This window comes from Streptomyces griseorubiginosus, assembly GCF_036345115.1.
Classification (GTDB): Bacteria; Actinomycetota; Actinomycetes; order Streptomycetales; family Streptomycetaceae; genus Streptomyces; species Streptomyces griseorubiginosus_C.
In genome coordinates, this window is sequence record NZ_CP107766.1 from 5029162 (window position 1) to 5051075 (window position 21914).

13 protein-coding genes, 3 rRNA genes and 1 pseudogene are annotated in these 21914 nt (G+C 66.9%); 7 read left to right on the plus strand and 10 right to left on the minus strand.

Annotation, left to right across the window (positions count from 1 at the left end):
- Positions 1-629 precede the first annotated feature (629 nt).
- From OHN19_RS22680 to OHN19_RS22695, 4 genes are all read left to right on the plus strand, one after another.
- Positions 630-2155, plus strand: a 16S ribosomal RNA gene (locus tag OHN19_RS22680).
- 301 nt (positions 2156-2456) lie between these two features.
- Positions 2457-5576: ribosomal RNA gene (locus OHN19_RS22685) — 23S ribosomal RNA — on the plus strand.
- A 70-nt stretch (positions 5577-5646) separates the two neighbouring features.
- Positions 5647-5763: ribosomal RNA gene (rrf, locus tag OHN19_RS22690) — 5S ribosomal RNA — on the plus strand.
- Together the 16S, 23S and 5S rRNA genes form the textbook arrangement of a ribosomal RNA operon.
- A gap of 62 nt (positions 5764-5825) precedes the next feature.
- Positions 5826-6371, plus strand: a complete 546-nt coding sequence (locus tag OHN19_RS22695; protein ID WP_330265938.1) for a GNAT family N-acetyltransferase — start codon at positions 5826-5828, stop codon at positions 6369-6371.
- Here the strand turns inward: OHN19_RS22695 and OHN19_RS22700 are convergent, their stop codons facing one another.
- The 9 genes and pseudogenes from OHN19_RS22700 to OHN19_RS22740 all read right to left on the minus strand — a co-directional run bounded on the left by OHN19_RS22700 (position 6372) and on the right by OHN19_RS22740 (position 17805).
- Positions 6372-7931 carry a type IV secretory system conjugative DNA transfer family protein gene (locus OHN19_RS22700; protein WP_330269681.1) on the minus strand — a complete coding sequence of 520 codons (1560 nt, stop codon included), beginning with the start codon at positions 7929-7931 and terminating at the stop codon, positions 6372-6374. It lies immediately after the preceding gene.
- A 15-nt stretch (positions 7932-7946) separates the two neighbouring features.
- Positions 7947-9356: an ATP-binding protein gene (locus tag OHN19_RS22705; protein ID WP_330265939.1), complete on the minus strand. Its 1410-nt coding sequence runs from the start codon at positions 9354-9356 to the stop codon at positions 7947-7949.
- 10 nt (positions 9357-9366) lie between these two features.
- Positions 9367-10926, minus strand: a complete 1560-nt coding sequence (locus tag OHN19_RS22710) for an SCO6880 family protein (RefSeq protein ID WP_330265940.1) — start codon at positions 10924-10926, stop codon at positions 9367-9369.
- Complete coding sequence (locus OHN19_RS22715) at positions 10923-12257, minus strand: hypothetical protein (RefSeq protein WP_330265941.1); 1335 nt, start codon at positions 12255-12257, stop codon at positions 10923-10925. Before OHN19_RS22715 ends, OHN19_RS22710 begins: the two co-directional genes overlap by 4 nt.
- Positions 12247-13071 (minus strand): hypothetical protein, encoded by an 825-nt coding sequence (locus OHN19_RS22720; RefSeq protein ID WP_330265942.1) that lies wholly within the window; start codon positions 13069-13071, stop codon positions 12247-12249. The genes OHN19_RS22715 and OHN19_RS22720 overlap by 11 nt, the downstream gene beginning before the upstream one ends.
- A gap of 198 nt (positions 13072-13269) precedes the next feature.
- Positions 13270-13578, minus strand: coding sequence for a hypothetical protein (locus OHN19_RS22725; RefSeq protein ID WP_123761709.1), 309 nt, complete (start codon positions 13576-13578; stop codon positions 13270-13272).
- Positions 13579-13916: 338 nt separating this feature from the next.
- Positions 13917-15199, minus strand: a pseudogene (locus tag OHN19_RS22730) (S53 family peptidase).
- Positions 15200-15566: 367 nt separating this feature from the next.
- Entirely contained in the window at positions 15567-16910 is a 1344-nt protein-coding gene (locus tag OHN19_RS22735; RefSeq protein ID WP_330265943.1) for a S53 family peptidase, read from the minus strand.
- A gap of 268 nt (positions 16911-17178) precedes the next feature.
- The gene (locus tag OHN19_RS22740) at positions 17179-17805 is read right to left on the minus strand and encodes a TetR/AcrR family transcriptional regulator (protein ID WP_330265944.1); all 627 of its coding nucleotides are present in this window, start codon (positions 17803-17805) and stop codon (positions 17179-17181) included.
- A gap of 71 nt (positions 17806-17876) precedes the next feature.
- Between OHN19_RS22740 and OHN19_RS22745 the strand changes: the two genes are divergently transcribed.
- Positions 17877-18791, plus strand: a complete 915-nt coding sequence (locus OHN19_RS22745; protein WP_330265945.1) for an oxidoreductase — start codon at positions 17877-17879, stop codon at positions 18789-18791.
- Positions 18792-18969: 178 nt separating this feature from the next.
- On the opposite strand, the gene OHN19_RS22750 is transcribed toward OHN19_RS22745, so the two are convergent.
- Entirely contained in the window at positions 18970-19857 is an 888-nt protein-coding gene (locus OHN19_RS22750) for an alpha/beta hydrolase (RefSeq protein ID WP_330265946.1), read from the minus strand.
- Positions 19858-19968: 111 nt separating this feature from the next.
- Here OHN19_RS22750 and OHN19_RS22755 point away from each other — a divergent pair, with 111 nt between their 5' ends.
- Both OHN19_RS22755 and OHN19_RS22760 read left to right on the plus strand, forming a co-directional pair.
- Positions 19969-20679, plus strand: a complete 711-nt coding sequence (locus tag OHN19_RS22755; protein ID WP_330265947.1) for a trypsin-like peptidase domain-containing protein — start codon at positions 19969-19971, stop codon at positions 20677-20679.
- A gap of 103 nt (positions 20680-20782) precedes the next feature.
- Positions 20783-21790, plus strand: a complete 1008-nt coding sequence (locus tag OHN19_RS22760) for a bifunctional lytic transglycosylase/C40 family peptidase (protein ID WP_330265948.1) — start codon at positions 20783-20785, stop codon at positions 21788-21790.
- The last annotated feature ends 124 nt before the right edge of the window (positions 21791-21914 follow it).

Genomic DNA, 21914 nt, shown 5'->3' on the forward strand with positions numbered 1-21914 from the left:
ATCTTGACAGAGGGTGCTTGACAGCCCCCTCGGCGATACGTAGAGTTCTTCGGGTTGCCACGGGGCCGTAACGGTTCTGCGGCAGCACCTCCCGCCGCGAAAGCGGCCACTCAAACCATCAGAACGATCTCCCAGCCGGGGTGAATTCGGCGTGCCCGAATTCAATTCGATTTGGGTGTGGCTCCTCGATTTGGGACCACAGCGAGAGTCCGCTAAGGTTTGAGACGTCGGAACGGCCCAACAGCCGGGAAGACAAGCCCCGCTGACCGGGGATCAGGCCCGAAAGGATCTGATAGAGTCGGAATCGCCGGAAAGGGAAACGCGAAAGCGGGAACCTGGAAAGCACCGAGGAAATCGGAACCGGAAACGGTCTGATAGAGTCGGAAACGCAAGACCGAAGGGAAAAGCCCGGAGGAAAGCCCGAAAGGGTGAGTACAAAGGAAGCGTCCGTTCCTTGAGAACTCAACAGCGTGCCAAAAATCAACGCCAGATATGTTGATACCCCGTCTCCAGTCATTCGGCTGGGACGAGGTTCCTTTGAAAAAACACAGCGAGGACGCTGTGAACAGCCGCCTCATTCCGGTGGCTGTTCCGCTCTCGTGATGTGTGCACCCGATTACGGGTAAACATTCACGGAGAGTTTGATCCTGGCTCAGGACGAACGCTGGCGGCGTGCTTAACACATGCAAGTCGAACGATGAACCACTTCGGTGGGGATTAGTGGCGAACGGGTGAGTAACACGTGGGCAATCTGCCCTTCACTCTGGGACAAGCCCTGGAAACGGGGTCTAATACCGGATACCACTCGCACGGGCATCTGTGCGGGTTGAAAGCTCCGGCGGTGAAGGATGAGCCCGCGGCCTATCAGCTTGTTGGTGAGGTAACGGCTCACCAAGGCGACGACGGGTAGCCGGCCTGAGAGGGCGACCGGCCACACTGGGACTGAGACACGGCCCAGACTCCTACGGGAGGCAGCAGTGGGGAATATTGCACAATGGGCGCAAGCCTGATGCAGCGACGCCGCGTGAGGGATGACGGCCTTCGGGTTGTAAACCTCTTTCAGCAGGGAAGAAGCGAAAGTGACGGTACCTGCAGAAGAAGCGCCGGCTAACTACGTGCCAGCAGCCGCGGTAATACGTAGGGCGCAAGCGTTGTCCGGAATTATTGGGCGTAAAGAGCTCGTAGGCGGCTTGTCACGTCGGGTGTGAAAGCCCGGGGCTTAACCCCGGGTCTGCATTCGATACGGGCAGGCTAGAGTGTGGTAGGGGAGATCGGAATTCCTGGTGTAGCGGTGAAATGCGCAGATATCAGGAGGAACACCGGTGGCGAAGGCGGATCTCTGGGCCATTACTGACGCTGAGGAGCGAAAGCGTGGGGAGCGAACAGGATTAGATACCCTGGTAGTCCACGCCGTAAACGGTGGGAACTAGGTGTTGGCGACATTCCACGTCGTCGGTGCCGCAGCTAACGCATTAAGTTCCCCGCCTGGGGAGTACGGCCGCAAGGCTAAAACTCAAAGGAATTGACGGGGGCCCGCACAAGCAGCGGAGCATGTGGCTTAATTCGACGCAACGCGAAGAACCTTACCAAGGCTTGACATACACCGGAAACGGCCAGAGATGGTCGCCCCCTTGTGGTCGGTGTACAGGTGGTGCATGGCTGTCGTCAGCTCGTGTCGTGAGATGTTGGGTTAAGTCCCGCAACGAGCGCAACCCTTGTCCTGTGTTGCCAGCGTGCCCTTCGGGGTGACGGGGACTCACAGGAGACCGCCGGGGTCAACTCGGAGGAAGGTGGGGACGACGTCAAGTCATCATGCCCCTTATGTCTTGGGCTGCACACGTGCTACAATGGCAGGTACAATGAGCTGCGATACCGTGAGGTGGAGCGAATCTCAAAAAGCCTGTCTCAGTTCGGATTGGGGTCTGCAACTCGACCCCATGAAGTCGGAGTTGCTAGTAATCGCAGATCAGCATTGCTGCGGTGAATACGTTCCCGGGCCTTGTACACACCGCCCGTCACGTCACGAAAGTCGGTAACACCCGAAGCCGGTGGCCCAACCCCTTGTGGGAGGGAGCTGTCGAAGGTGGGACTGGCGATTGGGACGAAGTCGTAACAAGGTAGCCGTACCGGAAGGTGCGGCTGGATCACCTCCTTTCTAAGGAGCACTTCTTACCGGGTTCGCTCGGTCAGAGGCCACTACGCAGGCAAACGTTCTGCGGTGGTTGCTCATGGGTGGAACGTTGATTATTCGGCACACTTGATCGTCTTCTCCTTCTAGTACTGCTCTTCGGAGCGTGGAACGTTGAGGGAAGCGGGGAGTGTGTCGGGCACGCTGTTGGGTGTCTGAGGGAATGAACCCCCTCGTGATGCCGGCCCCAGTGAACTCGGAGTGAAGCTCCGGGGTGATGGGTGGCTGGTCGTTGTTTGAGAACTGCACAGTGGACGCGAGCATCTGTGGCCAAGTTTTTAAGGGCGCACGGTGGATGCCTTGGCACCAGGAACCGATGAAGGACGTGGGAGGCCACGATAGTCCCCGGGGAGTCGTCAACCAGGCTTTGATCCGGGGGTTTCCGAATGGGGAAACCCGGCAGTCGTCATGGGCTGTCACCCGCTGCTGAACACATAGGCAGTGTGGAGGGAACGCGGGGAAGTGAAACATCTCAGTACCCGCAGGAAGAGAAAACAACCGTGATTCCGGGAGTAGTGGCGAGCGAAACCGGATGAGGCCAAACCTACGACGTGTGAGACCCGGCAGGGGTTGCGTCGTGGGGGTTGTGGGATCTCTCTTCTGTCGTCTGCCGGCGACAGGACGAGTCAGAAACCGTTGATGTAGGCGAAGGACATGCGAAAGGTCCGGCGTAGAGGGTAAGACCCCCGTAGTCGAAACGTCAGCGGCTCGTTTGAGAGACACCCAAGTAGCACGGGGCCCGAGAAATCCCGTGTGAATCTGGCGGGACCACCCGCTAAGCCTAAATATTCCCTGGTGACCGATAGCGGATAGTACCGTGAGGGAATGGTGAAAAGTACCGCGGGAGCGGAGTGAAATAGTACCTGAAACCGTGTGCCTACAAGCCGTGGGAGCGTCGGATATGTGCTTGCACATATCTCGTGACTGCGTGCCTTTTGAAGAATGAGCCTGCGAGTTTGCGGTGTGTTGCGAGGTTAACCCGGGTGGGGTAGCCGTAGCGAAAGCGAGTCCGAATAGGGCGTTTCAGTAGCACGCTCAAGACCCGAAGCGGAGTGATCTAGCCATGGGCAGGTTGAAGCGGAGGTAAGACTTCGTGGAGGACCGAACCCACCAGGGTTGAAAACCTGGGGGATGACCTGTGGTTAGGGGTGAAAGGCCAATCAAACTCCGTGATAGCTGGTTCTCCCCGAAATGCATTTAGGTGCAGCGTCGTGTGTTTCTTGCCGGAGGTAGAGCACTGGATAGGCGATGGGCCCTACCGGGTTACTGACCTTAGCCAAACTCCGAATGCCGGTAAGTGAGAGCGCGGCAGTGAGACTGTGGGGGATAAGCTCCATGGTCGAGAGGGAAACAGCCCAGAGCATCGACTAAGGCCCCTAAGCGTACGCTAAGTGGGAAAGGATGTGGAGTCGCAGAGACAACCAGGAGGTTGGCTTAGAAGCAGCCACCCTTGAAAGAGTGCGTAATAGCTCACTGGTCTAGTGATTCCGCGCCGACAATGTAGCGGGGCTCAAGCGTACCGCCGAAGTCGTGTCATTGCAGCAATACTCCCAACGGAGGCTGTGATGGGTAGGGGAGCGTCGTGTGCCGGGTGAAGCTGCGCCGGAAGGCAGTGGTGGACGGTTCACGAGTGAGAATGCAGGCATGAGTAGCGATACACACGTGGGAAACGTGTGCGCCGATTGACTAAGGGTTCCTGGGTCAAGCTGATCTGCCCAGGGTAAGTCGGGACCTAAGGCGAGGCCGACAGGCGTAGTCGATGGATAACCGGTTGATATTCCGGTACCCGCTGTGAAGCGTCAAACATCGAACCAGGCGATGCTAAGTCCGTGAAGCCGCCCCGGAGCCTTCGGGCAAAGGGGAGTGGTGGAGCCGACGAACCAGACTTGCAGTAGGTGAGTGATGGGGTGACGCAGGAAGGTAGTCCATCCCGGGCGGTGGTTGTCCCGGGGTAAGGGTGTAGGCCGTGCGATAGGCAAATCCGTCGCACATGAGGCTGAGACCTGATGCCGAGCCGATTGTGGTGAAGTGGATGATCCTATGCTGTCGAGAAAAGCCTCTAGCGAGTTTCATGGCGGCCCGTACCCTAAACCGACTCAGGTGGTCAGGTAGAGAATACCGAGGCGTTCGGGTGAACTATGGTTAAGGAACTCGGCAAAATGCCCCCGTAACTTCGGGAGAAGGGGGCCACACCTGGTGATCCAATTTACTTGGTGAGCTGGGGGTGGCCGCAGAGACCAGCGAGAAGCGACTGTTTACTAAAAACACAGGTCCGTGCGAAGCCGTAAGGCGATGTATACGGACTGACGCCTGCCCGGTGCTGGAACGTTAAGGGGACCGGTTAGTCACATTTCGGTGTGGCGAAGCTGAGAACTTAAGCGCCAGTAAACGGCGGTGGTAACTATAACCATCCTAAGGTAGCGAAATTCCTTGTCGGGTAAGTTCCGACCTGCACGAATGGCGTAACGACTTCTCGACTGTCTCAACCATAGGCCCGGTGAAATTGCACTACGAGTAAAGATGCTCGTTTCGCGCAGCAGGACGGAAAGACCCCGGGACCTTTACTACAGTTTGATATTGGTGTTCGGTTCGGCTTGTGTAGGATAGCTGGGAGACTTTGAAACGCGGACGCCAGTTCGCGGTGAGTCGTCGTTGAAATACCAGTCTGGTCGTGCTGGATGTCTAACCTGGGTCCGTGATCCGGATCAGGGACAGTGTCTGATGGGTAGTTTAACTGGGGCGGTTGCCTCCTAAAGGGTAACGGAGGCGCCCAAAGGTTCCCTCAGCCTGGTTGGTAATCAGGTGTTGAGTGTAAGTGCACAAGGGAGCTTGACTGTGAGACCGACGGGTCGAGCAGGGACGAAAGTCGGGACTAGTGATCCGGCGGTGGCTTGTGGAAGCGCCGTCGCTCAACGGATAAAAGGTACCCCGGGGATAACAGGCTGATCTTCCCCAAGAGTCCATATCGACGGGATGGTTTGGCACCTCGATGTCGGCTCGTCGCATCCTGGGGCTGGAGTCGGTCCCAAGGGTTGGGCTGTTCGCCCATTAAAGCGGTACGCGAGCTGGGTTTAGAACGTCGTGAGACAGTTCGGTCCCTATCCGCTGCGCGCGTAGGAATATTGAGAAGGGCTGTCCCTAGTACGAGAGGACCGGGACGGACGAACCTCTGGTGTGCCAGTTGTTCTGCCAAGGGCATGGCTGGTTGGCTACGTTCGGGAGGGATAACCGCTGAAAGCATCTAAGCGGGAAGCCTGCTTCGAGATGAGTATTCCCACCCCCTTTGAGGGGTTAAGGCTCCCAGTAGACGACTGGGTTGATAGGCCGGATCTGGAAGGCGGGTAACCGCTGGAGGTGACCGGTACTAATAGGCCGAGGGCTTGTCCATATTTGCTCGCGTCCACTGTGTTAGTTCTGAGGCAACGACTGTGTGTTTTCCGGTCTGAGTTTCATAGTGTTTCGGTGGTCATAGCGTGAGGGAAACGCCCGGTTACATTCCGAACCCGGAAGCTAAGCCTTACAGCGCCGATGGTACTGCAGGGGGGACCCTGTGGGAGAGTAGGACACCGCCGAACAATCTTTGCGAAAACCCCCGTTCCTTTTGGAACGGGGGTTTTCTGCGTTTAGGCTGAATTCTATGAGCTATGTGATCCGGTCCGTCCGTGCCCACGAGTGGCCTGCCGCGAAGGAGTTGCGGCTTACGGCTCTTCAGGATCCGGTCGCGCCTCTCGCCTTCCTGGAGACCTATGAGGAGGCCGTCGCGCGGCCCGACTCCTTCTGGAAGGAGCGGACCGCCCAGGGTGCCGAGGGGGCGGACAAGGTACAGACGATCATCGCCGAGGCGCCCGACGGGCAGTGGGTCGGGACCGTGACCGTGCTGTTGGAGGAGCCCGGGACCGTGGACTGGGCGGGATTTCCGGTGGAGCGGAAGCAGGGGCACCTCGTCGGGGTCTTCGTGCTGCCCGAGGAGCGTGGCAGTGGGCTCACCGATGTGCTGTTCGACGCCGCCCTGGAGTGGGCGTGGGCGCACGGGGCCGAGCGGGTGCGGCTGATCGTGCACGAGGACAACGGGCGGGCGCAGCGGTTCTATCGCAAGGCCGGGTTCGAGCCGAGTGGAGTGGTCGTGCCGCTCGCTGCGGCTCCTGGGCAGTCCGAGCTGGAGTTCGTGCTCGAACGTCCCTGACTACACGGGCAGTTCGGCGTCCGGCCAGCGGGTGCGGGCCTGTTCCCGGGACCGGAGCAGGGCCAGGGTCGGTAGCCCCCGGTCCGCTCCGGTGGCCAGCAGCTCCGGGAGCTGGGGAAGCGGAGCCACGGCCGCGACGTCGTCCAGGACGAGCGTCAGTGGTGGGTCGAGGCGACCGGCGGATGACCGTTCGGCCATGTGCCGGCCACGCTCGACCACGCTGGAGGCGAGAGCCGTCAGAAGGGGCATCGCGCCGGGGTTGGTCCTGGGGTCCTCGATGGATTCACCCACCACATAAAGCGTTCCCCCTTCGTCGACGAAGGAATCCAAGGCGAGGGCATCATTTCGGTTGGGAGTGCATGCCTCGCGGATGTTGACGGTGAAGAGGGCGGAGAGGGCTCTCGCCGTCAGTTCCTGGGCGATGTCCCGGCGTTCCGGGTGGGCGGTCAGGGCTGCCTCGAGTTCGCCCGCGGCGCCCGGGGTGGCCTTCGGGTGGGTGCGGAGGGTTCGTACCGCGTCCTGGATCTGGGTGCCCTGGCACCAGCGGTGGACGTGGCGGATGGTGCGGGCGTCTATGGCGGCGGCGTGGAGGTAGCTGCGCAGGAGCGTTTCGGCTACGTCGGTGACGGCCTGGTCGATCTTTGCGGTGGGGCGGATGGGGGCGAGGAGGGCCTGTGCTCTGGCCTTCGCTGTTTCCTTGGTCTCGCAGCCGGTGGTGGGGGACCAGTGGAGGCGGGCCGGGGTGTCGCAGAGGTGGGTGGGGTCGTAGACGTGGACCGGGCCGAGTTTGGCTCGGGCGTCTTTCGTGTCCTGCCAGATGGCTGGGTTCGAGGTGACTACGAGGGTGGGGCCTTCCGCGTCCCGGATGGTCTGGGTTGCGGTGGTGTGGCGGGTGTCGCTGGGGGCGTAGAGGATCGCGCCTTCGGCGCGGGGTGTTTCCCACCCGCCCACCCGTTCACCCTTGGACAGGGAAGTGGGCAGCTTGGCGGGTGTCGGCGTCCCGCGAAGTGGCTCGGTGGGCAGGGGGAGCCCGGGCTGGTTGCTCGCCGTCGGCGGCTGCGGCTGCGTGGGCGGATCCAGCGGCGGGGCCGCGACCATCGGCTCGGGTGCCGGTCTCTGGGCCGGTACTTCGTGGGGCTGGTCCTGGGGCGCCGGGCGATGTTCCCGGGCCGCCAGCCTCTCCGCCCGCGTCCTCGCCCGCACCGCTCTCCAGCGGGCCAGGGTGCCCATCACGAAGATCGTGAGGACGACCAGGATCATCAGTTGGCCGATGAACAGGCCCCAGACCAGGCCGTAGCCGGAGAGTTGGCCGGGTGGGGTGTCGGGCCAGGCGCCGGGGATGTCCTGGGGGTGGCCGATGAGGTGGCGCATGGCCAGAGGGGTGCGGGTGAAGGTGACGCCCTCGGGCCAGGCGCCCTGCGCGAAGAGGGCCGCGAGACCCGTGGCCGTCCAGACCAGCAGGGTCGTGCCGAGGAGGAAGGCGAGTATGCCGACCAACAGCCCGTCCGGGACGCCTCCCTGGCCTCCCTGTCCGCTCCGGTGGCGGTCGTCCGGTCTCACCACTGCCCGCCCTTCCTACGCCACCGTCGACTCGGAGTCGCCCATGTGCTGTTCCACGAAGGCCGCCGCCCGTTCCTCCGCCTCCAGCTCGGCGGCGCGCAGGGCGTCGTCGTTGAGGTCGGCGGAGGACTCCGTCATCGCGCGGTCGGTGAAGACCAGGGGGCGTTCCGTCTCGGTGACCAGGTGTTTGACGACCTGGACATTGCCGTTGACGTCCCAGACGGCGATGCCGGGGGTGAGGGACGGGATGATCTCCACCGCCCAGCGGGGGAGGCCCAGGACACGGCCCGTCGCCCTCGCCTCGTCCGCTTTCTGGGCGTAGATCGTGCGGGTCGACGCCATCTTCAGGATCGCGGCCGCTTCCTTCGCCGCCGCTCCGTCCACCACGTCGGACAGGTGGTGGACCACCGCCACGAAGGACAGGCCGAGGCGGCGGCCGAACTTCAGCAGGCGCTGGAACAGCTGGGCCACGAAGGGGCTGTTGATGATGTGCCAGGCCTCTTCCACGAGGAAGATGCGCTTCTTGCGGTCGGGGCGGATCCAGGTGTGTTCCAGCCAAACTCCGACGATCGCCATGAGGATGGGCATGGCGATGGAGTTGCGGTCGATGTGGGACAAATCGAAGACGATCAGCGGCGCGTCCAGGTCGATGCCGACCGTGGTCGGGCCGTCGAACATGCCCCGCAGGTCACCGTCGACCAGGCGGTCCAGGACCAGGGCGACATCCAGGCCCCACGCGCGGACGTCCTCTATGTCGACGTTCATCGCCTCGGCCGACTCGGGCTCGGGGTGCCGTAGCTGCTCCACGATGTCCGTGAGGATCGGCTGGCGTTCGACGATCGTCTCGTTGACGTAGGCGTGCGCGACCTTGAGGGCGAAGCCGGAGCGCTCGTCCAGGCCGTGGCCCATCGCGACCTCGATGATCGTGCGGAGCAGCGCCAGCTGGCCCGTCGTCGTGATCGCCGGGTCCAGGGGGTTGAGGCGGATGCCCTGGTCGAGGGCCGCCATCGGGTCGAGCCGGATGGGAGTTATCCCCAGCTCCTGCGCGATGAGGTTCCACTCGCCGGCGCCGTCCTCGCCCTGGGCGTCCAGGACGACGACCTGGCGGTCGCGGAAGCGCAGCTGCCGCAGGACGTACGTCTTCTCCAGCGCCGACTTGCCGTTGCCGGACTCGCCCAGGACCAGCCAGTGGGGCGCGGGCAGCTGCTGGCCGTAGAGCTGGAAGGGGTCGTAGATGTAGCCCTTGCCGGAGTAGACCTCGCGGCCGATGATCACGCCCGAGTCGCCGAGGCCGGGCGCGGCGGTCGGGAGGTAGACCGCCTGCGCCTGGCCGGTGGAGGTGCGGACCGGCAGGCGGGTCGTCTCGACCTTCCCGAAGAGGAAGGACGTGAAGGCGTCGGTGAGGACGGACAGCGGATCCCGCATGCTTGGTCCCCTACTTTCGGATGCCGGTGGCGAACGGAAGCGTGTTCACGAAGGCGCGGTGGTGCTCGCGGTCGCACCACTCCAGCTTCAGGTACGACTTTCCGGCCGAGGCCCGGATGGTCCGCTTGTCGCGGGCCAGGGCCTCGGGGGAGCGGGAGGAGACGGTGATGTAGCCGACCAGGTTGACGCCGGCCGCGCCGCTGGCGAGGTCCTCGCCGCGCTGGTCGAGGCGGGAGTGGGCGGCCACGTCCCGCGGGTCGACCGTGCGGTTCATCTTGGCGGCGCGGGACGCCTCGGCCTCGTCGTTGGTCTTCTCGGTCAGCATGCGCTCGATGGCGACCTCGGTGGGTTCGAGGTCCATCGTGACGGCGACCGTGCGGATGACGTCCGGGGTGTGGACGAGGAGCGGGGCGAGGAAGTTGACGCCCACCGGGGTCATCGGCCACTCCTTGACCCACGCGGTGGCGTGGCACCAGGGGGCGCGGGTGGAGGACTCCCTCGTCTTCGCCTGGAGGAACGTCGGTTCCATGGCGTCGAGTTCGGCCGGCCAGGCGTTGCGCTTGGTCATCGCCTGGATGTGGTCGATGGGGTGGTCGGGGTCGTACATGGAGTGGATCAGCGACGCCAACCGGCCCTGGCCGAGGGGCTGTCGGACCCGGATGTCGGCCTCCTGGAGGCGCGAGCAGATGTCGGTCAGCTCGCGGGCCATCACGACCGCGAGACCGGCGTCCTTGTCCAGCCTGCGGCCGTTCTGCGGACGGGCGGCCCGGGCCATCGCGTGCGCCTCCGCGGCGAGTTCGCGGGTGTAGTGCATGCACGCGACGAGGTAGGCGCGGTGCTGCTCGCTGCTGGTGGACACCATCGACTGGAGTTGGTCGTACGACGTCTGGAGCCAGGGCAGCGCCTTGTCGTCCCCGCGGACGGCGACGTCCTTGGCGTGGGCGTCGGGGTCGGCGGGGAGGGTGCGGGCGAGCATCTGGAGGCGGGTGACGAAGCCGTCGCCGTTGGCCACGTGCTTGAGCAGGGTGCCGAAGCGGTCGACGAGGGCTTCCTGGTCCTCGGAGTCGCGCAGGCCGACGCCGGGGCCCTCGATCTCGATGGCGGCGGTGACGGTACGGCGGTCCGCGTGGAGCAGCACGGCGATCTCGTCGGGGCCGAACGGGGCGGCGAGCCAGTTGATCCGGCCGATGCCGGGGGGCGGGCCGACCTCGACCTCGCGGCCGTCGACGTGGGTGCCGGCCTCCATGACGGAGGAGCGGTAGGTGGTGCCCTGGCGCAGGGTGCGCTTGTAACTGCGGTTGATCTCGAACCACTTGTAGAAGGTGCGGCGCTTGTACGGCACGTAGACCGCGGCCAGCGCGACGAGCGGGAAGCCCATCAGCAGCACGATGCGCAGGGAGAGCACCGGGACGAGGAGCCCGCACATCATGCCGAGGAACGCGCCGACGATGATGAGCGCGATCTCGCCGGTCTCACGGTTCCTGCCGACGATCGCGTTCGGCCGGGCGCGGCCGATCAGATATGTACGGCGGGGCGTGACCGTATGCGACACGTGGGACTCGGTCGTCAACGCCCGTCACCTCCTGTGCTGTTGCTACTGCCGTTGCGGGTGTTGCTGGCGTGCGGGGTGTTCACCGGGTTGCCCGCGCGGGGAGCGGGAGCGGCGGAGGGGACAGATCCGCCGCCTCCGTTCGGGGTGCGCGAGCTGTGGGCGGCGACTCCGCCGGACGCCGGGTTGCTCGGGCGGGCGCCCGAGCCTCCGGAGGCCTGACCGTTGTTGTCGGCCCGGGAGCTGTGGGTCTTGATGCCCTGGGCGACGAGGGTCGCGGGCGAGCTGATGACGGCCGCCGCCTTGCCCTCGGCGTTCTGCATGATGCGGTTGTTGCGGGAGCCGGCGATCTCGTCGCCGAAGCCGGGGACGAAGCGGTAGATCATCGCGCTGGCGAAGATGGCGAGCAGGATGATGGCGAGGCCGGAGACGACGGCGGAGAAGGCGTCGGGGCCGTCGTCGGAGGACAGGGCGCCGGCGAGGCCGAGGACGATGACGATCACCGGTTTGACCAGGATGACGGCGATCATGATGCCGGCCCAGCGGCGGACGTGGCCCCAGAGGTTCTTGTCGACGAGGCCGGCGTAGACGACGGTGCCGAGGAGGGCGCCGACGTAGAGGAGTGCGGCTCTGATGACGAGCTCCAGCCAGAGGACTCCGGCGGCGAGGATGCTGACCAGGGAGACGACGATCAGCATGATGGGGCCGCCGCCGATGTCGTTGCCCTTCTCCAGGGCGCCGGAGAAGGTGCCGAAGAAGGTGTCGGTCTGGTCGCCGGTGGCTTTCGCGAGGACCTCTGAGACGCCGTCGGTCGCCGATACGACGGTGTAGAGGATGAGGGGGGTGAAGGCGGAGGCGAGGACGGTCAGCCAGAGGAAGCCGATCGCTTCGCTGATGGCGGTGGTGAGGGGGACGCCTCGTACCGCGCGCTTGGCGACCGCGAGCAGCCACAGGAGGAGGGTGAGGATGGTGGAGGCGGCGAAGACGACGGCGTACTGCTGGAGGAACTTCTGGTTGGTGAAGTCGACGTTGGCGGTGTCTTTTACGGCGTCGCTGAGCTTGCTGATGGTCCAGGCGGCGGCTTTGGCGCAGCCTTGGGCGAGGGACGAGAGGGGGTCGAGGGTGTCGGTGAGGCTGGGGGTGGAGCCGCCGCTGCCGGCTCCGCCGCCCTGTTCACAGTAGTCCCGAGCCGGAGGAGCGATCAGGGAGCAGTCGCTGCTCCGGGAGGGGCTCGGCGTCGGCGTGGGGCTGGGTGTGGGCGCGGCGAAGGCACGCGTGGCCAGGAGCACCGCGGTGGTCTGGAGGGCGGCTGCGGCGCCGGTCAGGGTGAGGACACGTCGGCTAGCGCGCATAGGTGAACCCTCCGTACTCCTCGACGGCCTTCGCCATCTCGTCGGCACTGGAGGCCTTGTCGTCGCCGGGGACGGGCGACGGGCCCTCCTTCTGGGAGTGCGTCACGATCTTCCAGGTGTTGCTGGTCCATTCCAGCTTCATCGTGATGGTGAACCAGCTGCTGGTGACCGGGTTGGTCGAGTTCGTGCCGGCCAGCCCGAGGAGACCGCCGCACCACACGTCGACCGTGGTTGCTGCCGCCGACGTCTGGGTGACCTTTGTGCCGATCGGGCTCGTGCGGGACACGAACGTGTAGCCCTCGGGTGCCGAGCCGTCAGCGTTCAGGCCCAGGCTCTGGTTGAACTCGGGGGTGTACGCCTTGTCGAGCGCGGCCTCGAGGCCGGGGACCCGGGAGGGCGTGATGATGGCCTGGAGGACGGTGTCGCGGGTGGCCTTCGCGAACATGCCGGTGGATCCCAGGGCCACGGCGTAGTTGGCCGCCGCGCTCTGTGCCCCCTGTGCGTCATGGGCGAACCCCGTCGGGATGCCGCTCGCCTTCGACTGCACCGGGGCCTCACCACTGGCTGTCGTGGACGAGCTCTTCGGTTGGCCCGCCGATCCGGTTGCCGAGGAGCCCGTGTCGTCGTCGCCGCGGTTCGCGAAGGCGATTGCTGCGATCAGGAGGACGATGACGCCTACGACGGTGATGAGGCTTCTGGAGGAGGAGCGGGGGGAGCGGCGGGCGCCGCCGTAGACGTCGCCGGGGCGCTCCGGGTAGCGGGTGCGGGTCTGGCCCGTGCCGCCGTAGCCCTCGTGGTCGTCTCCCGGACTCATGCCGCTCACGCCCCCTCGACGTCGTACGAAAACCCGTAGGAGTACGACGGTAGCCGCGCTGGTTCCCGCGCGGGTGCGGTGTGGTGACTCGACATCAGGGAACGCAACCTCAGCCGGTGGGCACTGCGGACGGGTGGGGTAGGAGGGGGTACCGGGGGCGCCCGGCCGGACTGGAGGTGCGTCGACCGGACGCGACGGCTATACGGCCATGCCGTACACGATGGTGAAGAGTGTGCCGAGCGATCCGATGATGAAGACCCCGGTCAGGCCCGCGATGATGAGGCCCTTGCCCTGTTCCGCGCTGAAGGTGTCCCGCAGGGCGGTGGCGCCGATGCGCTGCTTCGCGGCGCCCCAGATGGCGATGCCGAGGCAGAGCAGGATGGCGACTGCCATGACGACCTGGATCATCGTCTTCGCTTCGGTCCCCAGCGCCCCGAAGGGCCCCCAGTCGGGAGCGATCCCGCCGATGATGGTGTTGATGTCTCCCTTGTCGGCCGCAAAGAACATGTAAGTCACCGCCCCTGGTGGGTAGTTCCGTCTCCCCTGCGTGGGCGCAGAGGTCAGGCATCATTGTCGCCGACAATTCCGCCGTCGTATGTCGACTTGGCGTCATTGGCTGGCGGGTTTCGTACGAATGACTGTCTGGTCACTCTGTGTATCACGGCAGGTCACGCCGGGCAATGAGGCCTGAGCGGAACCTGTCGTGTGGTTCCGTCGTTGACCCCTCTTATGACCTGCGGCGCTTCTGGCACCGATGTTCTGCGGGTGAAGGCTAACCCGGAGTGGCCCCGGTATGACGAACGGGCCGCGGTAGGGGAGTCCGCGGCCCGTTCGTTGACGGAGAGTCAGTTGGTGAAGGCGGTTACTCCTTCCGGGGTGCCGAGGCCGGTCGGGCCGTCGTAGCCCGTCGTGGCGGTGCAGAAGTAGCTCGTGGTGCAGGTGCCGTTGTTGCCGGAGGTCACGTCGTTGAGGGCCGAGGTGTGCTTGTAGGGGTACTGGGCCGGGTAGTCGCTGCTCCCGGGCGTGCCGGCCAGTGCGTAGACGCCCGCGATGATCGGGGCCGCGGCGCTGGTGCCGCCGAAGGTGTACCAGCCCGCGGTGACGCCGTAGGAGTCGTAGACGGAGACGCCGGTGGCCGGGTCGGCGACGGCGGAGACGTCCGAAATCATGCGCTTGGTGCAGCCGGTGTCGGTCTGCCAGGTGGGCTTGGCGTCGTAGGCGGAGCAGCCGGAGCCGGTGCCCTCGGTGCTGCTGGTCTTCCAGACCGTCTCGGTCCAGCCGCGGGTGGTGGAGGACGCGGTGAGGGCGGTGCCGCCGACCGAGGTGACGTACTTGGAGGCGGCCGGGTACTCGGCGCCGTAGTCCGCGTCGCCCGCGCTGACGGTGATGGCGACGCCCGGGTGGTTGAAGTAGGAGGAGTCGTACGAGGTGTCCGAGGAGGACTCGGAGCCGCCGTAGGAGTTGGAGACGAACTTGGCGCCCAGGGTGACGGCCTCGTTCACCGCGGTGCCGAGGTTGGCCATGGTCGCCGACTTGGCCTCGACCAGCAGGATGTGGGCGTTCGGGGCGATCGCGGAGACCATGTCGAGGTCGAGGGAGATCTCCTCGGACCAGCCGGCGTCGCTGCGGGGCAGCGCGGTGGTGGAGCCGGTCTGGCTGACCTTCTTGAAGCAGCCGTTGGCGGTGGTACAGGCGGAGAGGCCGTAGTACGAGCGGTACTTGGCGAGGTCGGCCTCGGCGTTGGGGTCGTCGTAGGCGTCGACGACGGCGATGGTCTGGCCGGTGCCGCCCGAGGCGGCGGCCGAGGTCAGGCCGTAGGCGGAGCGCAGGTCGCTCGGGCCGTAGCCGGTGGGGGTGGCGGCGTCCGCGGCCTTCGGGGTGACGCCCCGGGCCTGCTGAGCCTTCTGGAAGGCGGTGGTGCCGCCGGTCACGCGCAGGGAGTTGCAGGCGAGTTCGCCGGCCTTCTGGGGGTGGCACAGGGGGTCGCGGTCCAGGTGACCTTGGACGAGGTGGTCGCGTCCGCGTGGACGGCGGTGCCGAGACCGGCGAGGACGAGGGCGGCGGTGGCGGCCGTGGCGGTGCCGGCGTGGCGCCATCTCAGCCGTATGTGGGGGAAGTCGGTACGCAAGGTGCAGCCTCCTGAGGTGATGGAACAGGGGCGGTGCGGGTGCGTGCCGTCCGGGCGGGGTCCCCGGCGGCGGGCGGCGGCCTGCGACGACGGTCCTCTTGTTGAGCACGTGACAACAAGGGACCCGGTGGATTCCTGACCCACGCCTTACCGAACCGGGCGCCGGCGTTACCTGGCGATGAAAGCCCGTTGGACTGCGGGCGGCGCTCACTTGACCTGATCCACAGCGCCACGGCTCACGCGTGCACGGCGAACGGGCCGCGACCGGATGTCGCGGCCCGTTGCCGTTGTGCCGCCGAGGGGACCCCACGTCCCCCTCTCAAGGGCGGCGCCCCCGTGACCCGACGGGGACGTATCGGGTGCCCGCTCAGCCGCCGAAGGCGCCCAGGCCCTGCGGGGTGCCGAGTCCGGTCGGGCCGTCGTAGCCCGTCCGGGCGGTGCAGAAGTAGCTCGTGGAGCAGGTGCCGTTGTTGCCGGAGGTCACGTCGTTGAGGGCCGAGGTGTCCTCGTAGGGGTACTGGGCCGGGTAGTCGCTGCTGCCCGGGGTGCCCGCGAGGGCGTACACCGACGCGATGATCGGGGCGGAGGCGCTGGTGCCGCCGTAGGTGTTCCAGCCGGTGCCGTCGGCGCCGTAGGAGTCGTAGACGGAGACGCCGGTGGCGGGGTCGGCGACGGCGGAGACGTCGGCGATCATGCGCTTGGTGCAGCCGGTGTCGGTCTGCCAGGTGGGCTTGGCGTCGTAGGCGGAGCAGCCGGAGCCGGTGCCCTCGGTGGAGCTGGTCTTCCAGACCGTCTCGGTCCAGCCGCGGGTGGTGGAGGAGGTCTTGAGGGCCGTGCCGCCCACCGCGGTCACGTACTTGGAGGCGGCCGGGTACTCGGCGCCGTAGGCCTCGTCGCCGGCGGAGACGGTGATGGCGACGCCGGGGTGGTTGAAGTACGAGGAGTCGTACGAGGTGTCCGAGGAGGACTCGGAGCCGCCGTAGGAGTTGGAGACGAACTTGGCGCCCAGGGAGACCGCCTCGTTCACCGCCTTGCCCAGGTTGGCCATGCTCGACGAACTCGCCTCGACCAGCAGGATGTGGGCGTTGGGGGCGATCGCGGAGACCATGTCGAGGTCGAGGGAGATCTCGCCGGCCCAGCCGCTGTCGGCCGTGGGCAGGGAGGTCGTGGAGCCGGTCTGGGAGACCTTCTTGAAGCAGCCGTTGGCGACCGTGCACGCCGGCAGGCCGTAGTAGCTGCGGTAGGTGGCCAGGTCCGCGGCGGCGTTGGGGTCGTCGTAGGCGTCGACGATGGCGATGGTCTGGCCGGCGCCGTTGTTCGCGGACGCGGAGGTCAGACCGTAGGCGGAGCGCAGGTCGCTCGGGCCGTAACCGGTCGGGGTGGCGGAAGCGGCGTTCGGCTTGAGCGTCTTGGCGGTCACGCCCTTGAGCGCGGCCTGCTTCTCCATGAAGGCGGTGGTGCCGGCGGTGACGCGCAGGGCGTTGCAGGCGGCGTAGCCCTTCTTGGGGGTGGCGTCACACGCGCTCTCGTACTGCACGTGCGCCTTCGCGACGGCGGTGGCGACGGTCTTGGCGCTCACGTGGTCGGGCGTGGCCGCCGTCGCGTGGGCGGCGGTGCCGAGGCCGGCGAACACGAGGGCGGTGGTGGCTACGGCGGTGGAGCCGGCCCGGCGCCATCTGCCGGCTATGTGGGGGGAGTTGGAAGTACGCAACGTACAGCCTCCTGGGAGTGGTTGCAGAGGCCTGCAGTGGGGGACCACCGGTGAGGTTCCCGGTGGGGGCGGCGACCCGCGTAGACCATCGCCTTGTTGAGTACGTGACAACAAGACGGGTTCCGGAATCCTGACTACCGCCTTACCGAAGGGCGTTGCGGGATTGCTGATCAATGGCGGCTGGATGGGCGGGGGATGGTCACGGCTTGACCATCTACACGCGTCGCACACAACTCCCGGGTGTGCGGGCGGAGTACGGGGGCGTGGGTCAGCGGGGCCTGAGGCCGTGCATCAGGTGGTGGATCAGTTCCGCCACGGCGCCCATCGCGGCCTCGGTGGTGAACTTGCCGGTGATGGCGAAGGACGCCAGGCCGTGCAGGGCGGTGCCCACCACCAGGGTGAGCTCTTCGGGGTCGCCCTCCACGATCTCGCCGCGCTGCTGGGCGGCGGCGACGGCCCGTTCCAGGGAGCCCACCGTGCGGTCGATCGCGGCGGTCAGCTGCTCGGCGGCGTCGGGCTCGTGCTTGCGGGCGTACATCACCTCGAGGAGCTCGGGGTTGTCGATGGCGAAGCGGAGATAGGCCCGGGCGAGGGTGGTGAGGCGGTCCTGGAGGGGCAGTCCCGGATCGTCGGCGGCTTCGAGGGCCTCGGCCATGCGGTCGAAGCCGACCAGGGCGAGGGCGTCCAGCAGGGCCTGCTTGTCCTTGAAGTGCCGGCCGGGGGCCGCGTGGCTGACGCCGATGTCGCGGGCGAGTTCACGCAGGGACAGGGAGGCGGAGCTGCCCTTGTCGCGGAGGGTGCGCTCGGCGGCGGCGAGAAGGGCGGAGCGCAGGTCTCCGTGGTGGTACGGGCGGCTCTCGGGCCTCTCGGGCTTCTCGGCTGGCATGGGCGCCATCGTATCCGGATGTAGTCGACGCCAGCATTGTTGTCATTGACAGCATTGTTGGCGGCGTCTACATTCGACTCATGGCTACGGACAAGCAGCAGAAGTGGGACGCGACCCGCCTCCCGGACCAGACCGGCCGCACGGCGGTCGTCACCGGGGCGAACAGCGGTATCGGACTCCGGGCCGCCGAGGCCCTGGCCGGGGCGGGCGCGCACGTCGTGTTCGCCGTACGGGACCCGGAGCGCGGTGAGGCGGCGGCCAGGACCGTCGGCGGCAGCACGGAGGTGCGGCGGCTGGATCTGGCGGACCTGTCGTCGGTACGGGAGTTCGCGGCGGCGTGGGACCGTCCGCTGGACCTGCTGATCAACAACGCGGGCGTGATGATGATCCCGCAGCAGCGGACGGCGGACGGCTTCGAGATGCAGTTCGGCACCAACCACCTGGGCCACTTCGCGCTGACGAACCTGCTGCTGCCGTACCTCACGGACCGGGTGGTGACGGTGTCCTCGGGCGCGCACCGCTGGGGCGACCAGCGGATCCACTTCGAGGACCTGAACAGGACGTCGGCCTACGACCCGAGGGGCGTATACGGCCAGTCGAAGCTGGCGAACCTGCTGTTCGTGCTGGAGCTCCAGCGGCGGCTGACGGAATCGGGGTCCCGGGTCCGCGCCACGGCCGCGCACCCCGGCTACTCGGCCACGAACCTCCAGAGCCACGCGTCGAGTGCCGCGGCCCGGCTGTTCATGCGGTTCGGCAACAGGTTCCTGGCGCAGGACGACAGGGCGGGCGCGCTGCCCACGCTGTACGCGGCGACGCAGGACCTGCCGGGGGCGAGCTATGTGGGACCGGACGGATTCGGGGAGCTGCGCGGCGCGCCCACGCTGGTGGGCCGGAGCGCGGCCGCGAGCGACGCCGCGGTGGCCCGGCGCCTGTGGACGGCGTCGGAGGAGCTGACGGGGACGCGGTTCCCCCAGGAGGTGGGGGCGCGGGGCTGAGGCGTGGGGCTGCTGCGGCTCCGGTCATCCGGCTCGGGTCATCGAGCTCCGGTCCGCCGGCTCCGGGTTGCCGTGTGAAGGACGGCTCGGTGGGGGCTGCGCGTGGGGCTCGGAGGGTGGCAGGGGACGCGGTCGCTCGCTCGTGGTGACTCCGGGTCGTCCTGGTGCCGGTGGCTTCTCACGCCCCGGTGGTCCCCACGTCCTTCCAGAACGCGCGCAGTGCCTCGGCCAAGGCCTCCGGGGCCTCCTCGGCCATGTGGTGGCCGGAGTCGATCGGGCCGCCTTCCAGTGGGCCGGCGGCCCAGTCGCGCCAGACGTCCAGGACGTCGCCGTAGAGCTCGGTCATGTCGTCGCGGGTGGCCCACAGGATCTGGAGTGGACAGCCGATGCGCCGGCCCGCCCGTTGGTCGGCGTCGTCGTGCTGCCGGTCGACGCCGAGCCCGGCCCGGTAGTCCTCGCACATGGCGTGCACGGTGGCCGGGTCGTGGATGGCGTGGTGGAAGTCCTCGTAGGCCTCGGCGCCCATCTGCTCGGCGGTGGCCGTGTACCAGGCGTCCGGGTCGGCGTTGATGACACGTTCGGCGGGCTTGGCGGTCTGGCCGAGGAAGAACCAGTGCCACCAGCTCGCGGCGAAACCGGCGTCGCAGCGGCGCAGGGCCTCCCCGATGGGGACGGCGTCCAGCACGCTGAGCGCGGACACCGCCTCGGGGTGGTCCAGGGCGAGGCGGGTGGCCACGTACGCGCCCCGGTCGTGCCCGACCACCGCGAACCGCTCGTGCCCGAGCCCGCGCATCACCGCCAGGCAGTCGCCGGCCATGGCGCGCTTGGAGTACGGGCGGTGCTCCGGGTCGGTCGGGGGCTTGTCGGACCGGCCGTAGCCGCGCAGGTCGGGGCAGACGACGGTGTGACCGGACGCGGCCAGCAGCGGGGCGACGCGGTGCCAGGTGGCGTGGGTACGGGGGTGCCCGTGCAGCAGGAGCACCGCCGGGCCGTCACCCCCGTGCCGCACCCGCAGCCTGACTCCGTCCAGGCCGTCGCGGCGGGTCAGCTCGAAGCCGTCGAACACGCGGGCCTCCTGGGGTCGGGTGTCCGGACCCGACTGCCCAGGGGGCCGCGATCCACACGCTCGCAGGCTGGTTGACCCTTTTCTCACCTTCGTGCGGAATGCTGGCGTCCGATGAAGCGCACGTCACGTACCGCTCTGTACGCCGTCGTCGTCCTGCTCGCCGTCACCGCGTCGTCCGAGGCGATCGCCGACGACGGGACAGGGCCGTTCGGAGTGACCGAGGTCGCGCCCGCGACCTCGCAGTACGCCCCGGTGGGAGCCCTGTTCGACGGGACCCGGCACATCTGTACCGCCTCCGTCGTCCGCAGCCCGCGCCAGGACCTCCTCGTCACCGCCGCGCACTGCCTCGACGGCGACGACGACCTGGTGTTCGTGCCCGGGTACCGGGACGGGACCGCGCCCTACGGCAAGTGGAAGGTGGGGAAGCGGTACCTGCCGGCGGGGTGGTCCCAGGGGCAGGACGAGGACAGCGACCTCGCCTTCGCCACGGTGGACGGGAAGGTCCAGGACCGCGTCGGCGGGAACCGGTTCACGACGGGTACGGCGACCGGGGCCACCGCCGTCACCGTCACCGGTTACCCCTCCTCCCGGGACGTGCCGGTCACCTGCACCAACAAGCCGACCGCGCACAGCCGTACGCAACAGCGCATCGAGTGCCCGGAGTTCACCGGCGGGACCAGCGGCAGTCCCTGGGTGAACGGGAACGGGCAGGTCGTCGGGGTGCTCGGCGGGCACGAGGAGGGCGGGCTGACCCCCGACGTGTCGTACAGCGTGGTGCTCGGGGCGGAGGCCGCCGCGCTGTACCGGGACGCGGTCCGCTGACCCCTGTCCTGCTGATCTTTGTGCCGACCCCGCCGAGTACCCCGGTTTCCGCCGGGGAAGCTCATAAACTGGCGCGGGCGGACTCCCGGTCGGTGAGGGGCGGTTGACGGTGCGTAAGGCGTGGCTCGTGGCGGGCGCCGTTCTCGGGGCGGGGCTCAGCTTCGTGATGCTGCTCGTCGTCGGGGTCTACGTCGTCGCGGGGAACCTCGCGGGCGGGGTGGGCGGAGCCACCAGGTCCCTGGCCAAGGGGGCCGTGCCCGCCGCCTATCAGCAGCTCGTGCAGAAGTGGGGCAATCTCTGCCCCGCCATCAACCCGGCCCTGCTCGCCGCCCAGCTCTACCAGGAGAGCGGGTTCAACCCCAACGCGCAGAGCGCCGCGGCGGCGCAGGGCATAGCGCAGTTCATCCCGGGGACCTGGGCCACCCACGGCGTCGACGGCGACGGGGACGGCGACAAGGACGTCTGGGACCCCAACGACGCCATTCCGTCGGCGGCTTCGTACGACTGCTCGCTCGCGTCCTACGTGAAGGACGTGCCGGGAAACCTCACCGACAACATGCTCGCCTCCTACAACGCGGGCGCGTACGCGGTCATCAAGTACGGGGGCGTGCCGCCGTACAAGGAGACCCAGAACTACGTGAAGACCATCACGACCCTGGAGGAGAGCTTCGCGGCGCCGACGAGCCGGGTCGATCCCTCCAAGCAGGCCGCCGGTGCCATCTACTACGCGCAGAAGAAGCTCGGGACGCCCTATCTGTGGGGCGGGACCGGTACGGCCGAGCAGGGCGGGCGCTTCGACTGTTCGGGGCTGACGCAGGCCGCGTACAAGAGCGTGGGCGTCACCCTTCCGCGCGTCGCCAACGACCAGTACAACGCCGGCCCGCATCCGGCCAGAAGTGAACTGTTGCCGGGGGACCTGGTGTTCTTCTCCAAGGACCCGACAAATTCGCGTGCCATCCACCATGTGGGGATTTATGTGGGCGGCGGATACATGATCGACGCACCGAGAACAGGTGCTGTGATCCGGTTCGACCCGATCGACACTTCTGAGTACTTCGGCGCCACCCGGGTCACCGAAGATGGCGCGAAAGCATTGCCCACCACGGTGTGACCGAGCGTGAAACCCACCCCCTGAGCTGCGGCGATGTGTCTCTCTTCGATAACGTCTGCGTGATCATTCAGTGGAGTGTGGAACGTATTAACGGAAGCCGTGCGTTCCTGGGAACGTAGCCGAG

Bases quoted from the DNA above. Each gene is read 5' to 3' on its own strand.
- OHN19_RS22695 (WP_330265938.1), top strand. From the start codon at position 5,826: ATGAGCTATGTGATCCGGTCCGTCCGTGCCCACGAGTGGCCTGCCGCG.
- OHN19_RS22705 (WP_330265939.1), bottom strand. From the start codon at position 9,356: ATGCGGGATCCGCTGTCCGTCCTCACCGACGCCTTCACGTCCTTCCTC.
- OHN19_RS22715 (WP_330265941.1), bottom strand. From the start codon at position 12,257: ATGCGCGCTAGCCGACGTGTCCTCACCCTGACCGGCGCCGCAGCCGCC.
- OHN19_RS22720 (WP_330265942.1), bottom strand. From the start codon at position 13,071: ATGAGTCCGGGAGACGACCACGAGGGCTACGGCGGCACGGGCCAGACC.
- OHN19_RS22725 (WP_123761709.1), bottom strand. From the start codon at position 13,578: ATGTTCTTTGCGGCCGACAAGGGAGACATCAACACCATCATCGGCGGG.
- OHN19_RS22740 (WP_330265944.1), bottom strand. From the start codon at position 17,805: ATGGCGCCCATGCCAGCCGAGAAGCCCGAGAGGCCCGAGAGCCGCCCG.
- OHN19_RS22745 (WP_330265945.1), top strand. From the start codon at position 17,877: ATGGCTACGGACAAGCAGCAGAAGTGGGACGCGACCCGCCTCCCGGAC.
- OHN19_RS22755 (WP_330265947.1), top strand. From the start codon at position 19,969: ATGAAGCGCACGTCACGTACCGCTCTGTACGCCGTCGTCGTCCTGCTC.